This is a genomic window from Amycolatopsis sp. NBC_00345, assembly GCF_036116635.1.
Lineage (GTDB): Bacteria > Actinomycetota > Actinomycetes > Mycobacteriales > Pseudonocardiaceae > Amycolatopsis.
Window position 1 is genome coordinate 5,298,970 of sequence record NZ_CP107995.1, and the last position, 15,413, is coordinate 5,314,382.

The window sequence follows — 15,413 nt, forward strand, 5'->3', positions numbered from 1 at the left end:
AATGGCACCCGATCCTGACCTGACCGCCCCCACCCCGTCGGCGATGCGACGTGCGCTCGCCCGGGCCCGGGACGGGAAGACGCTCGACGTCGCCGAGTCCACCGTGCTGCTGCACGCCCGCGGCGAAGACCTGGCGACGCTGTCCGAACACGCCTCCCGGATCCGTGACGCCGGCCTCGAAGAAGCCGGGCGCGCGGGCATCATCACCTACAGCCGCAAGGTCTTCATCCCGCTGACCCGGCTGTGCCGCGACCGCTGCGGCTACTGCACGTTCGTCACCGTGCCGGGGCGGCTGGAGTCGCCGTTCCTGTCCCCCGACGAGGTCCTCGACATCGCGCGCAAGGGCGCGGAGATGGGCTGCAAGGAAGCGCTGTTCACGCTCGGCGACCGGCCGGAGGACCGCTGGCAGGCCGCCCGCGACTGGCTCGACGCGCACGGCTACGACGACACCCTTTCCTACGTCCGCGCGATGGCCATCCGCGTGCTGGAGGAGACCGGCCTGCTGCCGCACCTCAACCCCGGGGTGCTGAGCTGGCAGGACTTCCAGCGGCTCAAGCCCGTGGCGCCGTCGATGGGCATGATGCTGGAGACCACCGCGACCCGGCTGTGGAGCGAGAAGGGCGGCCCGCACTACGGCTCGCCGGACAAGGACCCCGCCGTCCGGCTGCGGGTGCTGGAGGACGCCGGGCGCAGTTCGGTGCCGTTCACCACCGGGGTGCTGATCGGCATCGGCGAGACGCACGAAGAGCGCGCCGACGCGTTGTTCGCCATCCGCAAGACCGCGCGGGAGTACGGCGGCATCCAGGAAGTCATCGTGCAGAACTTCCGCGCGAAGCCGGACACTAAGATGCGCGCCACCCCGGACGCTGACCTCGAGGAGCTGGCGGCCAACATCGCCGTCGCGCGGCTCGTGCTCGGGCCGAAGATGCGCATCCAGGCGCCGCCGAACCTGATCGGCAACCAGTACGACCTGATGATCCGCGCCGGGATCGACGACTGGGGCGGCGTTTCGCCGCTGACCCCGGACCACGTGAACCCCGAGCGCGCCTGGCCGCAGATCGACCAGCTGGCGCGCCAGACCGAGAAGGCCGGCTACCAGCTGCGCGAGCGGCTGACCATCTACCCCGAGTACGTGAACATCGGCGAGCCGTGGCTCGACCCGCGCATCACCCGGCACGTGGCCGCGCTCGTCGACCCGGCGACGGGGCTGGCGCGCGAGGACGCGATGCCGGTCGGCATCCCGTGGCAGGAGCCGGACGGCGGCTGGCAGCAGTCGGGCCGCACGGACCTGCACACCGAGATCGACACCACCGGCCGCACCGACGACCGGCGCGGCGACTTCGACTCGGTCTACGGCGACTGGAACGAGCTCGCCGGCAAGATCAAGTCCGGCCCGCAGAAGTTCGACACCGACGTGCTGGAAGCCTTGCGCAGCGCGGAAAAGGACCCGGCCGGCCTGTCCGACGACGCGGCGCTGGCGCTGCTGCACGCCGACGGCCCGGAGCTGGACGCGCTGACCAAGCTGGCCGACGACCTGCGCCGCGAGGTGGTGGGCGACGACATCACGTTCGTCGTCACGCGGAACATCAACTTCACCAACGTCTGCTACACGGGTTGCCGCTTCTGCGCCTTCGCGCAGCGACGCACGGATGCCGACGCGTACACGCTGTCGCTGGATCAGGTCGGCGACCGCGTCGACGAGGCGTGGGCCGCGGGCGCCACCGAGATCTGCATGCAGGGCGGCATCCACCCGGACCTGCCGGGCACCGCGTACTTCGACCTGGCGGCCGAGGTGAAGCGGCGGCAGCCGGACATCCACCTGCACTCCTACAGCCCGATGGAGGTCGTCAACGGCGCCTCGCGGACCAACCTGTCCCTCCGGGACTGGCTGATCCGCGCGAAGGAGTCCGGAGTGGACTCCCTGCCGGGCACCGCGGCGGAGATCCTCGACGACGACGTGCGGTGGGTGCTCACCAAGGGCAAGCTGCCGACGTCGGCGTGGATCGAGGTGGTCACCACGGCGCACGAGATCGGGCTGCCCACGACGTCCACGATGATGTACGGGCACGTCGACAACCCGAGCCACTGGGTCGGGCACCTGAAGCTGCTGGCCCGGCTGCAGCGCGAGGGCATGGAGAAGAACGGGCGGCGCGGGTTCACCGAGTTCGTGCTGCTGCCGTTCATCCACCAGAGCGCGCCCATCTACCTGGCCGGCCTCGCCCGCGCGGGGACCACGCTGCGCGAGAACCGGGCGGTGCACGCGCTGGCCCGGCTGCTGCTGCACGGCACGTTCGACAACATCCAGAGCTCCTGGGTGAAGCTCGGCGAAGAAGGCAGCCGCGCGGTGCTGCAGGGCGGTGTCAACGACATCGGCGGCACGCTGATGGAGGAGACGATCAGCCGGATGGCCGGCGCGGCGAACGGCTCGTACAAGACCATCAGCGACATGCGCGCGATGGTCGAGCCGCTGGGCCGTCCGCTGCGCCAGCGGACCACGGGCTACGGCACACCTTCGGCGGAGCGGATCGCCGCGGCGGACGCGTCGGACGGGGTGGCGACGGCGGTGCGCAAGCCGCTGCTGCCGCTGCTGACTCCGTAGCCTGACTCCGTAGCCGCTCGGTGGCGGGCGCCCGGTCGAGGGGCGCCCGCCACTGCCGCGTCCGCCGCCGGTCCTCGTGGCCGGCCGCGGTTACCCACCGCCGTGACCAGCGGCGACGGGTGATGACGTTGTGTCACCGCTCACAAACCGACGGTTGAGCGGCGGGGATCTGTGCTACCTCTTTGCCTCACGACCAGGGCGGCCGCTGCCCGGGGTCGAGCCCCAGGAGCCCTCGAAGACGTGGGATCCCCCGGCCGAGAGGACCTCGATGAGCACCTCCGTGGCGCCACTGGAAATGGTCGACACCGACCGCTACCCGCTCACCGCCCCGGGCAGCCCGGCCTGGCTGGCGACCGTCGGGCGCACGCGCGCGGACCTGGCCGACGCCGGCTGCAGCGTGCTCACCGACTTCATCCGGCCCGAGCTGCGCGAGGTGCTGCGCACCGAGTGCGCCGGGCTGGAACCGCACGCCTACACCAAGATCGAACAGGTCAACGCCTACAACACCGCGATCGGCGCGCCGCTGCCCGAAGGCCACCCCGGGCGGACGATCATGGAACGCGGCAACGCCTTCGTCGCGCGCGATCACATCCCCGCGTCGTCGATCATCAGCCGGCTCTACACCAGCCCGCTGTTCCAGCGCTTCGTGGCCGACTGCTTCGGCCTGCCGGAGCTGCACGAGCTCGCGGACCCGCTGTCCGGGCTGACGCTCAACGTGATCGCGCCCGGGCGCGCGCATCCGTGGCACTTCGACACGAACTCCTACACCGTCAGCCTGCTGACACAGGGCGCGGCCGAGGGCGGGACGTTCGAGCACTGTCCGAACATCCGGTCCGCGGCCGAGGAGAACTTCGCCGCCGTACGGTCCGTGCTGGCCGGTGACGGCGCCTATCCGGTGCAGCGCCTCGCCCTCCGGCCGGGCGATCTGCAGCTGTTCCAAGGACGCTTCGCCTTGCACCGGGTCAGTACGGTGAAGGGCGGGATCGCGCGCCACTCGGCGATCTTCGCCTACAGCGAGCGCCCGGGGACAGTCGGCAGTGCGGAACGGACCAGGCAGCTGTTCGGCCGGGTCCTGCCCGCGCATCTGGCCGGCCGCACCGACCGGGGCGACGAGCTGCTCGACTAGATCAGGCACGGCCGCGGACCTCGCCGCCGTGCTCGAGACCTCCGACGAAGAAGGATGATCGTGAGCAGTCCGGAATGGTCCACCCGCACCTTCGGCAACGAGGACCGGCTCCCCCGCGTCCCCGTTCCCACGCTGCCGGACAGCGGCCGCCGCTTCCTCGAGTGGTGCGCACCGCTGCTGACGCCGGAGGAGCTGGCCGAGACCGAAGCAGCGGTCGCGGAGTTCCTCGCACCGGGCAGCCCCGCCCACGAGCTGCAGGCCGCGCTGGTGGAGTACGACGGCTCACCCGGGGTGCACAGCTGGCTCGACACGTTCTGGCCGTACCGCTACCTCGGCCGCCGCGACCGGATCGCGCTCAACGCCAACTTCTTCTTCCTGTTCCAGGACTCCCCGCTGGGCCAGGTGGAGCGCGCGGCCGAGCTGGCCGCGGCCGCCGTGGACTACAAGCTCCGGGTCGACGACGAGCTGCTGCCGCCGGTGCTCGTGCGCGGAGCTCCGCAGTCGATGGTGCAGCACAAGTTCCTGTTCTCGGCCACCCGCATCCCGGGCGCGGTGCTGGACACCGTGCGCACGCCGTACCGCGAGGGGTGGGCAGGGCCGTCGCACGAGCGGCACATCGTCGTGTTCCACCGGAACACACCGTTCCGGCTGGACGTCCTCGCCGAGGACGGCCGGCCGTACTCCCCCGAGCAGATCGCGGACGGCCTCCGCGCGATCGTCAAGGGCGATCACGCCACCGACGTCGCCGCCGGGCACTTCACCACGAAAGCCCGCGCGGAGTGGGCCGCTTCGCGGGCCGCGTTGATCGAGGCGGGGAACGGCGAAGCGCTGGAAACCATCGAGACGGCGTTGTTCTGCCTGTGCCTGGACGAGTTCACCCCGTCGACCGCGCTCGAAGCCTGCGACCGGCTGCTGCACGGTGACAGCGGCAACCGCTGGTTCGACAAGGCCGTGTCCCTGGTCGTGTTCGAGGACGGCACCGCGGGGATCAACGTCGAGCACTGCGAGCTCGACGGCACCACGATTCTGGGCTTCACCGACGCGCTGCTGAGCGGTGCGCGGGAACCGCGGGAGGCCGCCGACGGCGTGCCGGGCTTCGAGCCGATCGAGTTCACGCTCACCGATGCCCTCCGGGAAGACGCTCGCGCCGCGGCGGAAGCATTCAAGGCGTACGCGGACGCCACCGCGACTGAAGCGGTGTCGTTCGACTTCGGCGCCAACCGCGCGAAGGAACTCGGGATGTCGCCGGACGCCTTCGCGCAGATGTCGTACCAGCTGGCCCACCGTCGGGCGAAGGGCCTGACGGGCGCGACGTACGAGTCGATCGCCACCCGGCAGTTCCAGCACGGCCGCACCGAGGCGATGCGAGTCGTCACGCCCGAGGTGGTGCGCTTCGCCGACGTCCTGACCGACGAGAACGCTTCCACTGACGAGAAGCGGAAAGCGTTGCGGGCAGCGGCGGCGAAGCATGTCGCACGGGCGAAGGAATGCCAGGCCGGGGACGCGCCGGAACAGCACCTCTGGGAACTGCAGCTGATCGCGCAACGTCGTGGGGACACCGAAACCCCGGCGCTGTACACCAGCCCGGGCTGGCTGAAGATGCGCGCGGACTACCTGAGCACCAGCTCGGCGCCGTCGGTCAACATCCAGTACTTCGGCTTCGGCTCGACGAGCCCGCAGTGCATCGGCGTCGCGTACGTGCTCCTGCCGGACCGCTGGAACATCTACCTCAGCACACCGAAGCACGTCTCGGCGGAGATGTACCGCTTCGCGGACGAGCTGGCCCGCGCGGTGCGCGAACTGCAGGAGCTGCTCGCCACCGAGTGAGGTGTTTTCCTTGCGGTGGCGGGGTTTCACGGGTTGCGGTGCAGGCGCCAGAGCGCGAGGGCGAGCTGGAGCCGCAGACGGCCCGGCGGGGTGCGGACCGGCCAGCCGAGCAGGTGTTCGGCGTGGGTGAGGCGTTCCTGCAACGTGGAGTGATGCAGGGTCAGCGCGGTGGCCGCCGCGCGCAGGCTGGCGGCGCCGGCCACCGCGACGAGCGTCTGCAGCACCCACGGCGCCGCGGCCCGCGCTTTTTCGACGGCTTCGACGTCGGCGACCGGCTGAGTCGACGGGCTGACTGCCTCGGCTAGGACGGCCAGTCCGCCGAGATCGGCGAACTCCACCACGCGGGGGCCTGGATCGGCTTCGGTGCCCTCGGCGGTGAAGCGCAACGCCGTGCGGGCGGCGGCCCAGGAAGCGGGCAGATCGCGTACGGGGACAACGGGTCCGAGACCGGCGCGGCCGGGTTGCGGCTCACCACCGGATGACTCACCAGCCTGCGTCCGGAACGCTGACCCGACCGCGGTGGTGCGGCTGCTCGCGGGCCAATCTCCCGGCGGCGCCAGCACGGCCCGGCCGCCGGGCAGGGCCACGGCGCGGGCGGTGTCGCCCAAGCCCAGGCGGCGGGCCAGGCGGAGGCGGGTCTTCTCGTCGACCGTCGCTCGTGAGTGGCGATGACGGTTCTAACCGTCATCGCCACTCACGAGTCCTTAGCCGAGCACCCGCCGCAGCCACGACGCGCGGACTTCGCGGGCCTGCTGGGAAAGCGCGGCCTGCGGCGCCACCCCGTCGAAGCCGTGGAAGGCGCCGGGCCACATGTGCACCTCGGCCGGAACCCCCGCCAGCGAAAGCCGCGTCGCGTAGGTGATCACCTCGTCGCGGAAGGTTTCGGCGCTGCCGACGTCCAGGAAAGCGGGCGGCAGGCCGGAAAGGTCCGTCGCGCGGGCCGGGGCGGCGTACGGCGAGACGTCGGGGCCGCCGCGGGCGTCGCCGAGCAGCGCGGTCCAGCCGACGTTGTTGGCGGTCCGGTCCCAGCTGCCGGCGCCGGCCATCTGGTACGCCGACGGGGTGTTGTTGCGGTCGTCCAGCATCGGGTACAGCAGCAGCTGGCCGAGCAGCGCCGGGCCGTTCCGGTCGCGCGCCAGCAAGGTCACCGCGGCCGCCAGCCCCCCGCCCGCGCTCGCGCCGCCGACGAGCACGCGCTCCGGGTCGATGCCGAACTCCGCCGCGTGCTCGACCGTCCACTTCAGACCGGCGTAGCAGTCCTCCACCGGCGCGGGGTGCGGGTGCTCCGGCGCCACGCGGTAGTCGATCGCGACGAACGCGAGCCCCAGCTCCCGCGCGTACTGCTTGAGGAACAACAGGTCCCGGCCGCGGTTCCCGCCCAGCACCATGCCGCCGCCGTGCAGCCAGTAGAGCACCGGCACCGCGGTGGTGACGCCCGCCGGCCGGCCGACGATCGCCGGGACCGGGCCGTCCGGGCCGTCGGCCTCGACCTCCCACAGCTCGATCGTGCCGTCCGCGGTCAGGTCTTCGAGCGGCAGCTGCCGGGAAGCGACGGCCTCGCGCACCACGGCGAGCGACTCGAACGAGTCGAGCCGGGGCATCTCGGCCCGGACCACCGCCAGCGCCGCCGCCAGCTCGGGGTCGTACGGCACCGGCGGGCCGATCCGCGGGCGCGTCGACGGGTCGGTCGCGGTCATCTCGATACCTCCAGGGGTCTCCACCGGTCGGGATCGATCTTCGTCGCGACCGGCCCGGCCGCGCCTCAGCCACGCGGCGGGAATGCCCCGCCATCCGGCGGGGCGCGGTGAAGGCCTCCTTGCCCGCGTGGCACGGAGGCCTTCACGGACCGGGGAGCAGGTGAAAGATGACCGGTCCGGGGGCTGATCGGGGTGACCGTTCACCGGAACTGGGCCGAACGCCGCAGCCGTGGTCATGATCGACCGCGCTTGTCGAAATTTTGCGTAAGTCCGTCCAAGTATTGCGATTCCCTGTCAGAAATTCGTATGATCCAGCTCACACTGTCCCCACCAGTGCACACGAGCCCAAGAAAGGTGAGTGCTGCTCCCGTGACTCCCCCAGGTGTCTTCAGCGCGCCCGAAAAACGCCCACCGGCCACCGGAAAACGCAGAATCGCCGCGCTGACCAGCGCGGTGCTGGCGGCCGCCGGGCTGACGGCGCTGACGCTCGCCGCCTCCCCCGCCCTGCCCGCGGCAGCCGCCCCGGCCGCGTCCGGCTCGGCCCTCGCCGTCGCCGGACGCGGCGCCACCGTCCCGTTTGTGGAGCAGGAAGCCGAAAACGCGGCCACCAACGGCACCGTGATCGGTCCCGACCGCGCGGCGGGCACGCTCGCCGGCGAGGCGTCCGGGCGCAAGGCCGTGACGCTTTCGGGCCAGGGCCAGTACGTCGAGTTCACCCTGAGCGCGCCGTCGAACTCGCTCGACTTCCGCTACAGCCTGCCCGACAACGCGCAGGGCACCGGGATCAACGGCAAGATCGCCGTTTACGTCAACGGCGCCCACAACCGCGACCTCGACCTCACCTCGCGCTACAGCTGGTACTACGGCGGCTACCCGTTCAGCAACGACCCGGGCCAGGGCAAGGCGCACCACTTCTACGACGAGGTCCGCACCCTCTTCCCGGCCAGTTACCCGCAGGGCACCAAGATCCGGATCCAGGTCGACGCCGGCGACGTCACCCCCGCGACCATCGACCTCGCCGACTTCGAGCAGGTCGCCGCGGCGAAGACCCAGCCGGCGAACTCCTTGTCCGTCACGGCCTACGGCGCCACTTCGGGTGACGCCACGGACGACGCGGCCGCGTTCGACGCCGCCGTGGCCGCCGCCAAGAGCCAGGGCAAGGAGGTCTGGATCCCGGCGGGCACGTTCGTGCTGAACCACCACGTGACGGTGGACCAGGTGACCGTGCGCGGCGCCGGCCCGTGGTACTCCGAGCTGCACGGCTCGCGCGCGGGCATCTTCGGCAAGGGCGAGCCGGCCAGCTGCAGCACCCCGACCTACCCCGGCAACCCGGCGGTTCCCGGCAGCAGCACCAACGTGAAGCTGTACGACTTCGCGATCATCGGCGAGGTCGACGCGCGGGTGGACTGCGACCAGGCCAACGGCATCGGCGGCGCGCTGGGCGGCGGCTCGGTGGTGCAGGACCTGTGGATCCAGCACACGAAGGTCGGGCTGTGGCTCGACGGGCCGTTCGACGGGCTCACCGTGCGCGACAACCGGATCCTCGACCAGACCGCGGACGGGCTGAACCTGCACCAGGGCATCAGCAATGTGCTGGTGACCAACAACTTCCTGCGCAACACCGGCGACGACGGCCTGGCCATGTGGGCCGAGCACGACGCCGACCACGACAACACGTTCTCGTTCAACACCGTGCTGCTGCCGATCCTGGCGAACAACATCGCGGTCTACGGCGGCCACGACAACACCGTGTCCGACAACGTGGTGGCCGACAACCAGGACCAGGGCGGCGGCATCCACGTGGCCAACCGGTTCAGCGCGGTGCCGCTCTCGGGCACCACCACCGTCACGCGCAACACCGCGATGCGCACCGGTGTGCTCGACTCCAACTGGCAGTTCGGCGTCGGCGCGCTGTGGTTCGACGGCCGCGACTCGGCCATCACCGGCCGGATCGACGTCGTCGACAACGACTTGCTGGACAACAACTACGAGGGCGTCCAGTTCATCGACAGCACCACCAGCGACGTCCACTTCGACGGCCTGCGGATCACCGGCGCGGGCACCTTCGCGTGGCAGCTGCAGGCGAAGCCGGCCGGCACGGTGAAGAACGTCGTCGCGACCAAGATCGGCCGCGCGGGCATCTACAACTGCATGGGCCCGGACGCGATGACCGGCCTCGCCGACCAGGGCGGCAACTCCGGCTGGACCACCACGTTCTGCGGCTCGTGGCCGACGCCGGTGTACAACGGCGACAGCGGTGGCGGCACCACCCCGCCCACCACGCCGACGACCCCGACCACGCCCACCCAGCCGCCGACCGGCAACGTCGCCCTGAACAAGGCGGCCAGCGCCAGCGGCTCGCAGGGCGGCTTCCCGCCGGGCAACGCGGTGGACGGCAACGCGGGCACCTACTGGGAGAGCGCCAACAACGCGTTCCCCCAGACGATCACCGTGGACCTGGGCAGCGCCGTGTCCGTCGGCCGGCTGGTGCTGAAGCTGCCGCCGTCGAACGACTGGGGCACGCGCACCCAGACGCTCGCCGTTTCCGGCAGCACGAACAACTCCGCGTACAGCACGTTGAAGCCCTCCGCGGGCTACACGTTCAACCCCGGCAGCGGTAACACCGCCACCGTCACCTTCACCGCCGCGAGCACGCGTTACCTGCGGCTCACCTTCACCGGCAACACCGGCTGGCCCGCCGGGCAGCTGTCCGAGCTCGAGGCCTACGCGTCCTGACCTCCCCGCAGATCCCCAGAAAGGTGAGTGCCCCGAAGATGTCGTCCCCCACCTCATCCCGGCCCCGCGGCCGGGCAGCGCTGCTGGCGGCGGCGCTGGTCTCGTCCGGGCTGGCCGTGCTCGCGGCCGGTTCGGCGAGCCCGGCCGCCGCGGCGACCTGCCCGGCCACCGCGCCGGGCGGCGCCTCGACGCCGTTCCGCACCGTCGAGGCCGAATGCTCGGCGACCACCGGCTCGGCGGTCGGGCCCGACTACACGCAGGGCAGTGTGGCGTCGGAGGCGTCCGGCCGCCAGGCCGTGAAACTCGGCCAGGGCCAGTACGTCGAGTTCACCCTGCCCGCCGCGGCCAACTCCATCAACGTGCACTACAACGTGCCGGACGGCAGCTCCGGCCGGATGTCGGTGTACGTCGGCGCCACGAAGCTCGGCAGCGGCCTTTCCGTCACCTCGCAGTACTCCTACACCGACACGCCCGGCATCGCGGGCGCGAAGACGCACCACTTCTTCGACGACTCGCGGCTGCTGTTCGGCCAGAACGCCGGCGCGGGCACGAAGGTCAAGGTGCAGCTGGACTCCGGTGACGTCGGCCAGGCGACCATCGATCTGGCCGACTTCGAACAGGTCGGCGGCGCAGGCACCAAGCCGGCGAACGCGCTTTCGGTCACCGACTACGGCGCCACGGCGGACGACCAGTCCGACGACACCCAGGCGTTCCGCAACGGCCTGTCCGCGGCGCGCTCGCAGGGCAAGGAGCTGTGGGTGCCGTCCGGCCGGTTCGAAATCGGCTCGGCGCTGCAGATCGACCAGACCACCGTCCGCGGCGCCGGGCAGTGGTACACCGTGTTGCACGGCAACAACATCTTCAACAACGGCAGCGCGTCCGGGAACATCAAGCTCTACGACTTCGCCGTGTTCGGCTCGGTCTCCGAGCGCAACGACAGCAGCCCGGACAACGCTTTCCACGGCGTGCTCGGGGCCGGCTCGACGGTGTCCGGGCTGTGGATCCAGAACACCAAGTGCGGCCTGTGGCTGATGAGCGGCGCGTCGTCGAACCTGACGATCGAGAACAACCGCATCCTCGACACGCAGGCCGACGGCGTCAACTTCGACGGCGCCGTGACGAATTCGACGCTGCACAACAACTACCTGCGCAACAACGGTGACGACGGCCTCGCGCTGTGGTCCAACGGCCAGGCCGACTCGGGCAACTCGCTCACGGGCAACACCGTGGTGCAGCCGAATCTGGCCAACGGCATCGCGCTGTACGGCGGGTCGGACAACACCGTGAGCGGCAACCTGGTGCAGGACACCAACGCGCTCGGCGGCGGTTACCTGGTGGCCAACCGGTTCAGCTCGGTGCCGCTCGCGGGCACCGTCACGCTGTCCGGCAACACCGCGCTGCGCGCCGGGGCGCTCGACCCGAACTGGCAGTTCGGCGTCGGCGCGCTGTGGTTCGACGCGCGGGACCAGGCGATCAGCGGCGTGACCATCAAGGTCAACGGCTTCACCGCGATCGACAGCCCGTACGAGGCGATCCAGTTCATCGACGGCAACGGCGCCGGCAAGGCGGTCAGCGGCATCACCATCGACGGCGTGACGGTGCGCGGCACGGGCACGTTCGTGGCGCAGTCGCAGACGCAGGGCAGCGTGTCGATCAGCAACCTGACGGCGTCCGGTGTCGGTGTCACGGGCACGTACAACTGCCCGTACCCGTCCTCGACCCCGCAGATGACGTTCGGCGGCTCGGGCAACACCGGCTGGACCGGCACCTGGGGCGACTGCTCGTCGTGGCCGGCGCCGAACTCCGGCCCGCCGCAGCCGCCGCAGTCGGGCACGAACATCGCGCGCGGCAAGGTGATCAACGCGTCGGGCTCGGTCGGCGGCTTCCCGCCGTCGAACGCGGTGGACGGCAACGCGAGCACCTACTGGGAGAGCACCAACAACGCGTTCCCCCAGACGCTGACCGTCGACCTCGGCTCGGCGACGGCGATCAACAAGGTGTCGCTGAAGCTCCCGCCGTCCACTGATTGGGCCACCCGCACCGAAACGCTCACCGTCCAGGGCAGCACGGACGGCAGCTCGTGGACAACGCTGGTGCCCTCGCGCGGCTGGACGTTCGACCCGGCCTCGGCGAACACCGCGTCGGCGAGCTTCGGCACGGCGACGCAGCGGTTCGTGCGGCTGTCGATCACGGGCAACACCGGCTGGCCGGCCGGGCAGGTCTCCGAACTGGAGGTCGCGGCCGCCTGAGAGCGGAGGCCTCCCCGCCCGAGTGGCGGCCCGGGCGGGGAGGCCTTCTTCATTCTTTACCGCACCCGCCGCTGCACGCGGAGCAGATACTCCTTGCGGTCAAACGGATCGCTGCCCACCCGCGGCCGCTCCGGAACAGCGCCGCGCACAGGCTGGTAGTGCGAGAACTCCGACTCCAGCACGCCCTCACCCCGGGTCAGCGACGGCAGTTCCCGCTGGAGCGCGTGCACGGACGCGGCCGGGATGTCACCGCTCAGCGAAGCCGTCCCGTCCGCGAGTTCCGTCCTGTGTGGAACGGCGCGCAAGCGTGACAGCGTCGACGCGAGCGCGCCCACGACGTCGGCCGGAACTTCCAGCGTGAAGCGGTGCATCGGCTCGTGGACGCTGGTTCCCGCGCGGCGCAGTGCGGTCGCGAGCACCAGCGGGGTCAGGTTCCGGAAATCGCCCGCGGTGCTGGACATGCTCTTGTCGAACGTGCCGTGCGAGTGGCTCTGTCGGGCGTAGTAACCGGACGACGTCAGCGTCACCACGCAGTCCGGCACCTGCCAGCCGTGCACGCCCGCGCGCAGCGTCTCGTGCACGGTCTCCTCGATCGCCTTCAGGAACGCCGGGATCAGCGAGCCCAGCTCGATCTCGTAGCCGAACACCACTCCGCTGCCCGGCGGCCCGGGTTCGACGCGCAGGCCGACCCCCGCGAGGAACGGGTTCGTCCCGATCACCTCCTCCGCGCGGCCGGTGCCGTCGAGGCGTTCGATGCAGATCGTCGTCGTTTCGCGGAAGGTGACGGCGACGCCGAAGTCAGCCAGCGTTGCCTGGAGGACTTCCTTCTGCACCTCGCCGTACAGCGACACCGAAAGCTCGTCCCCGGTGCGGAGCCCGATCAACGGGTCCTGCTCGGCGAGCTGCGTGAGCGCGAGGTGCAGCCGTCCCCGGTCGCCGGGGCGGCGCGGGACCACCACCGTCTCCAGGGTGGGCGGCGCGAAGTGGTGCTCCGCCGGCGAATGCGGCACGCCGATGGGGTCGCCGATCCGGACGTCGGCCAGCCCCCACAGCCGCGCGATCCGGCCGGCGCCGACGGACGGGCGGGGCACCGCCGTACCGTCCTCGAAGACGCTGAGCGCGGTCACCTTCGTTTCGGGCCGCAGCCGGTCGCGGACGCGCAGGGTGCCGGAAAACATCCGCGCGTACGCGATCTTCTCGCCCCCAGCCCCGCGCTCGACCTTGAACACCGTGCCGGACAACGGCCCATCCGGATCTCCGGCCGCCGTGGGCAGCAGCTCCCGGATCCCGGTCATCAGCTCGGGCACGCCGTCGCCGGTGATCGCCGAGCCGAAGTACACCGGATGCACGATCGCCCGGCCGACCTGATCGGCGAGCTGCCGATACAGCAAGGAATCCGACGGAAGCTGGTTATCCACATAGGACCGGAGCAGCGCGTCGTCATGCTCGGCGAGCACTTCCGCGAGCCGGGACGGCGAGTACCGCTGTCCCATGGGGACGGTCGCGGGAGTCAGCTTCGCCGTGATCTCCCGCAGCACGCGGCCCGGGTCCGCGCCGCGGCGGTCGAGTTTGTTGACGAACACCAGGGTCGGGATGCGGAGCCGCCGCAACGTCCGCATCAGGACCCGCGTCTGCGCCTGCACCCCTTCGACCGCGGACACGACGAGCACGGCGCCGTCGAGCACGTTCAGCACCCGCTCCACCTCGGCGATGAAGTCCGGGTGGCCGGGGGTGTCGATGAGGTCGACCGTCGTGCCGGCGACCGTGAAGGCGACGACGGCGGACTTGATGGTGATGCCGCGCGCGCGTTCGAGCGCGAGAGTGTCGGTGCGGGTACTGCCGGCGTCGACGCTGCCGGGCTGGCCGAGCACCCCGGCGGCGTGCAGCAGCCGCTCGGTCAGGCTCGTCTTACCGGCGTCGACATGGGCGAGGATTCCCAGATTCAGGATGGGCACGGAGCGTGGGTTCCTTCGGGGCGGTGTCGGTCAGGAAACGGATGGACACCCGTACTCCGCGCATGATCAGCTCCCAGGTCGCTCTTCGTGTGCCCCGGACTACAGCAGGCGGCCGGCACCGGGGCAACCGAATAAGCGAGCGTCCCGTTCGCCCGGCTGAGTCGTGCTTTTGCGTCCGATTGCAGTAAAATTTCGGCTATGACGCGTCGACTTGCCGAAGTGGCCCACCAGGTCGGGGTCAGCGAAGCCACGGTCAGCCGGGTGCTCAACGGCCGGTCCGGGGTTTCCGCGAGCACCCGCGCCGCCGTTCTCACCGCGCTGGACGTGATGGGCTACGAGCGGCCCACCCAGCTGCGCGGGGAACGAGCCCGCCTGGTCGGGCTGGTGCTGCCCGAACTGCAGAACCCGATCTTCCCCGCGCTCGCCGAGATCATGGGCAACGCGCTGGCCCAGCAGGGCTTCACGCCCGTGCTGTGCACCCGCACCGCGGGCGGGGTGTCCGAAGCCGAGTACGTGGAGTTGCTGCTGCAGCAGCAGGTGTCCGGGGTGGTGTTCGCCGGCGGCCTGTTCGCCCAGGCCGACGCCGTGCACACGCACTACCACCACCTGGTCGAGCGCCGGCTGCCCACGGTGCTGATCAACGCCGCCGTCGACCACCTCGGCCTGCCGCAGGTCTCCTGCGACGACGCGGTGGCCGTCGAGCAGGTCGTCGGGCACCTCAGCTCGCTCGGGCACGAAAAGATCGGCCTGGTCCTCGGGCCGACCGACCACGTGCCGTCGCAGCGCAAGCTCGAGGCGTTCCGCGCGTACGCGGCGAAGCTCGGCCTCCCGGTGCTCGACGAACTCGTGGAGCACGGGATGTTCTCCATCGAAGGCGGGCACGCGGCGGCCGCGCGGCTGTACCCGCGCGGGGCCACCGCCGTGCTGTGCGCCAGCGACCTGCTCGCGCTCGGCGCCATCCGCGCCGCCCGCCGGCAGGGCCGCTCGGTGCCCGACGAGATCTCCGTCGTCGGTTACGACGACTCGGCGCTGATGAACTGCACCGACCCGCCGCTCACGACCACCCGCCAGCCGATCGAGGCGATGGGCCGCGCGGTGGTGGAACTGCTGGTCAAGCGGATCAACGGCGGCGAGGTGGCGGCCGAGGAGCTGCTGTTCGCGCCCGAGCTGGTGGTCCGGGGGTCGACCGCCCGGCACACCGTGCACCCGGCGTGACCGCGTCAG

The 15,413-nt window shown here is 71.1% G+C and carries 9 protein-coding genes; 6 read left to right on the plus strand and 3 right to left on the minus strand.

Going from position 1 to position 15,413, the window contains the following annotated elements; genetic code table 11:
• Position 1 precedes the first annotated feature (1 nt).
• The 3 genes from OG943_RS23580 to OG943_RS23590 all read left to right on the plus strand — a co-directional run bounded on the left by OG943_RS23580 (position 2) and on the right by OG943_RS23590 (position 5,552).
• A complete protein-coding gene (locus tag OG943_RS23580) occupies positions 2-2,599 on the plus strand; it encodes a bifunctional FO biosynthesis protein CofGH (RefSeq protein WP_328603069.1) in 2,598 nt (865 codons plus the stop codon).
• Positions 2,600-2,867: 268 nt separating this feature from the next.
• Positions 2,868-3,725 (plus strand): HalD/BesD family halogenase, encoded by an 858-nt coding sequence (locus OG943_RS23585; RefSeq protein WP_328603070.1) that lies wholly within the window; start codon positions 2,868-2,870, stop codon positions 3,723-3,725.
• 54 nt (positions 3,726-3,779) lie between these two features.
• Entirely contained in the window at positions 3,780-5,552 is a 1,773-nt protein-coding gene (locus OG943_RS23590; protein ID WP_328603071.1) for a choline/carnitine O-acyltransferase, read from the plus strand.
• 26 nt (positions 5,553-5,578) lie between these two features.
• On the opposite strand, the gene OG943_RS23595 is transcribed toward OG943_RS23590, so the two are convergent.
• Together OG943_RS23595 and OG943_RS23600 are read right to left on the minus strand one after the other, a co-directional pair.
• Complete coding sequence (locus OG943_RS23595; protein WP_328603072.1) at positions 5,579-6,160, minus strand: helix-turn-helix domain-containing protein; 582 nt, start codon at positions 6,158-6,160, stop codon at positions 5,579-5,581.
• 96 nt (positions 6,161-6,256) lie between these two features.
• Positions 6,257-7,249 (minus strand): alpha/beta hydrolase, encoded by a 993-nt coding sequence (locus OG943_RS23600; protein WP_328603073.1) that lies wholly within the window; start codon positions 7,247-7,249, stop codon positions 6,257-6,259.
• A 369-nt stretch (positions 7,250-7,618) separates the two neighbouring features.
• Between OG943_RS23600 and OG943_RS23605 the strand changes: the two genes are divergently transcribed.
• Positions 7,619-9,985 carry a discoidin domain-containing protein gene (locus OG943_RS23605; protein ID WP_328603074.1) on the plus strand — a complete coding sequence of 789 codons (2,367 nt, stop codon included), beginning with the start codon at positions 7,619-7,621 and terminating at the stop codon, positions 9,983-9,985.
• Between the two features lie 38 nt (positions 9,986-10,023).
• Positions 10,024-12,234 carry a discoidin domain-containing protein gene (locus OG943_RS23610; protein WP_328603075.1) on the plus strand — a complete coding sequence of 737 codons (2,211 nt, stop codon included), beginning with the start codon at positions 10,024-10,026 and terminating at the stop codon, positions 12,232-12,234.
• Positions 12,235-12,290: 56 nt separating this feature from the next.
• Here OG943_RS23610 and OG943_RS23615 read toward each other — a convergent pair whose 3' ends face one another.
• Positions 12,291-14,189 (minus strand): translation factor GTPase family protein, encoded by a 1,899-nt coding sequence (locus OG943_RS23615; protein WP_328603076.1) that lies wholly within the window; start codon positions 14,187-14,189, stop codon positions 12,291-12,293.
• Between the two features lie 198 nt (positions 14,190-14,387).
• On the opposite strand from OG943_RS23615, the gene OG943_RS23620 reads away from it, so the two are divergent.
• Positions 14,388-15,404: a LacI family DNA-binding transcriptional regulator gene (locus OG943_RS23620; protein ID WP_328603077.1), complete on the plus strand. Its 1,017-nt coding sequence runs from the start codon at positions 14,388-14,390 to the stop codon at positions 15,402-15,404.
• Positions 15,405-15,413 lie beyond the last annotated feature (9 nt).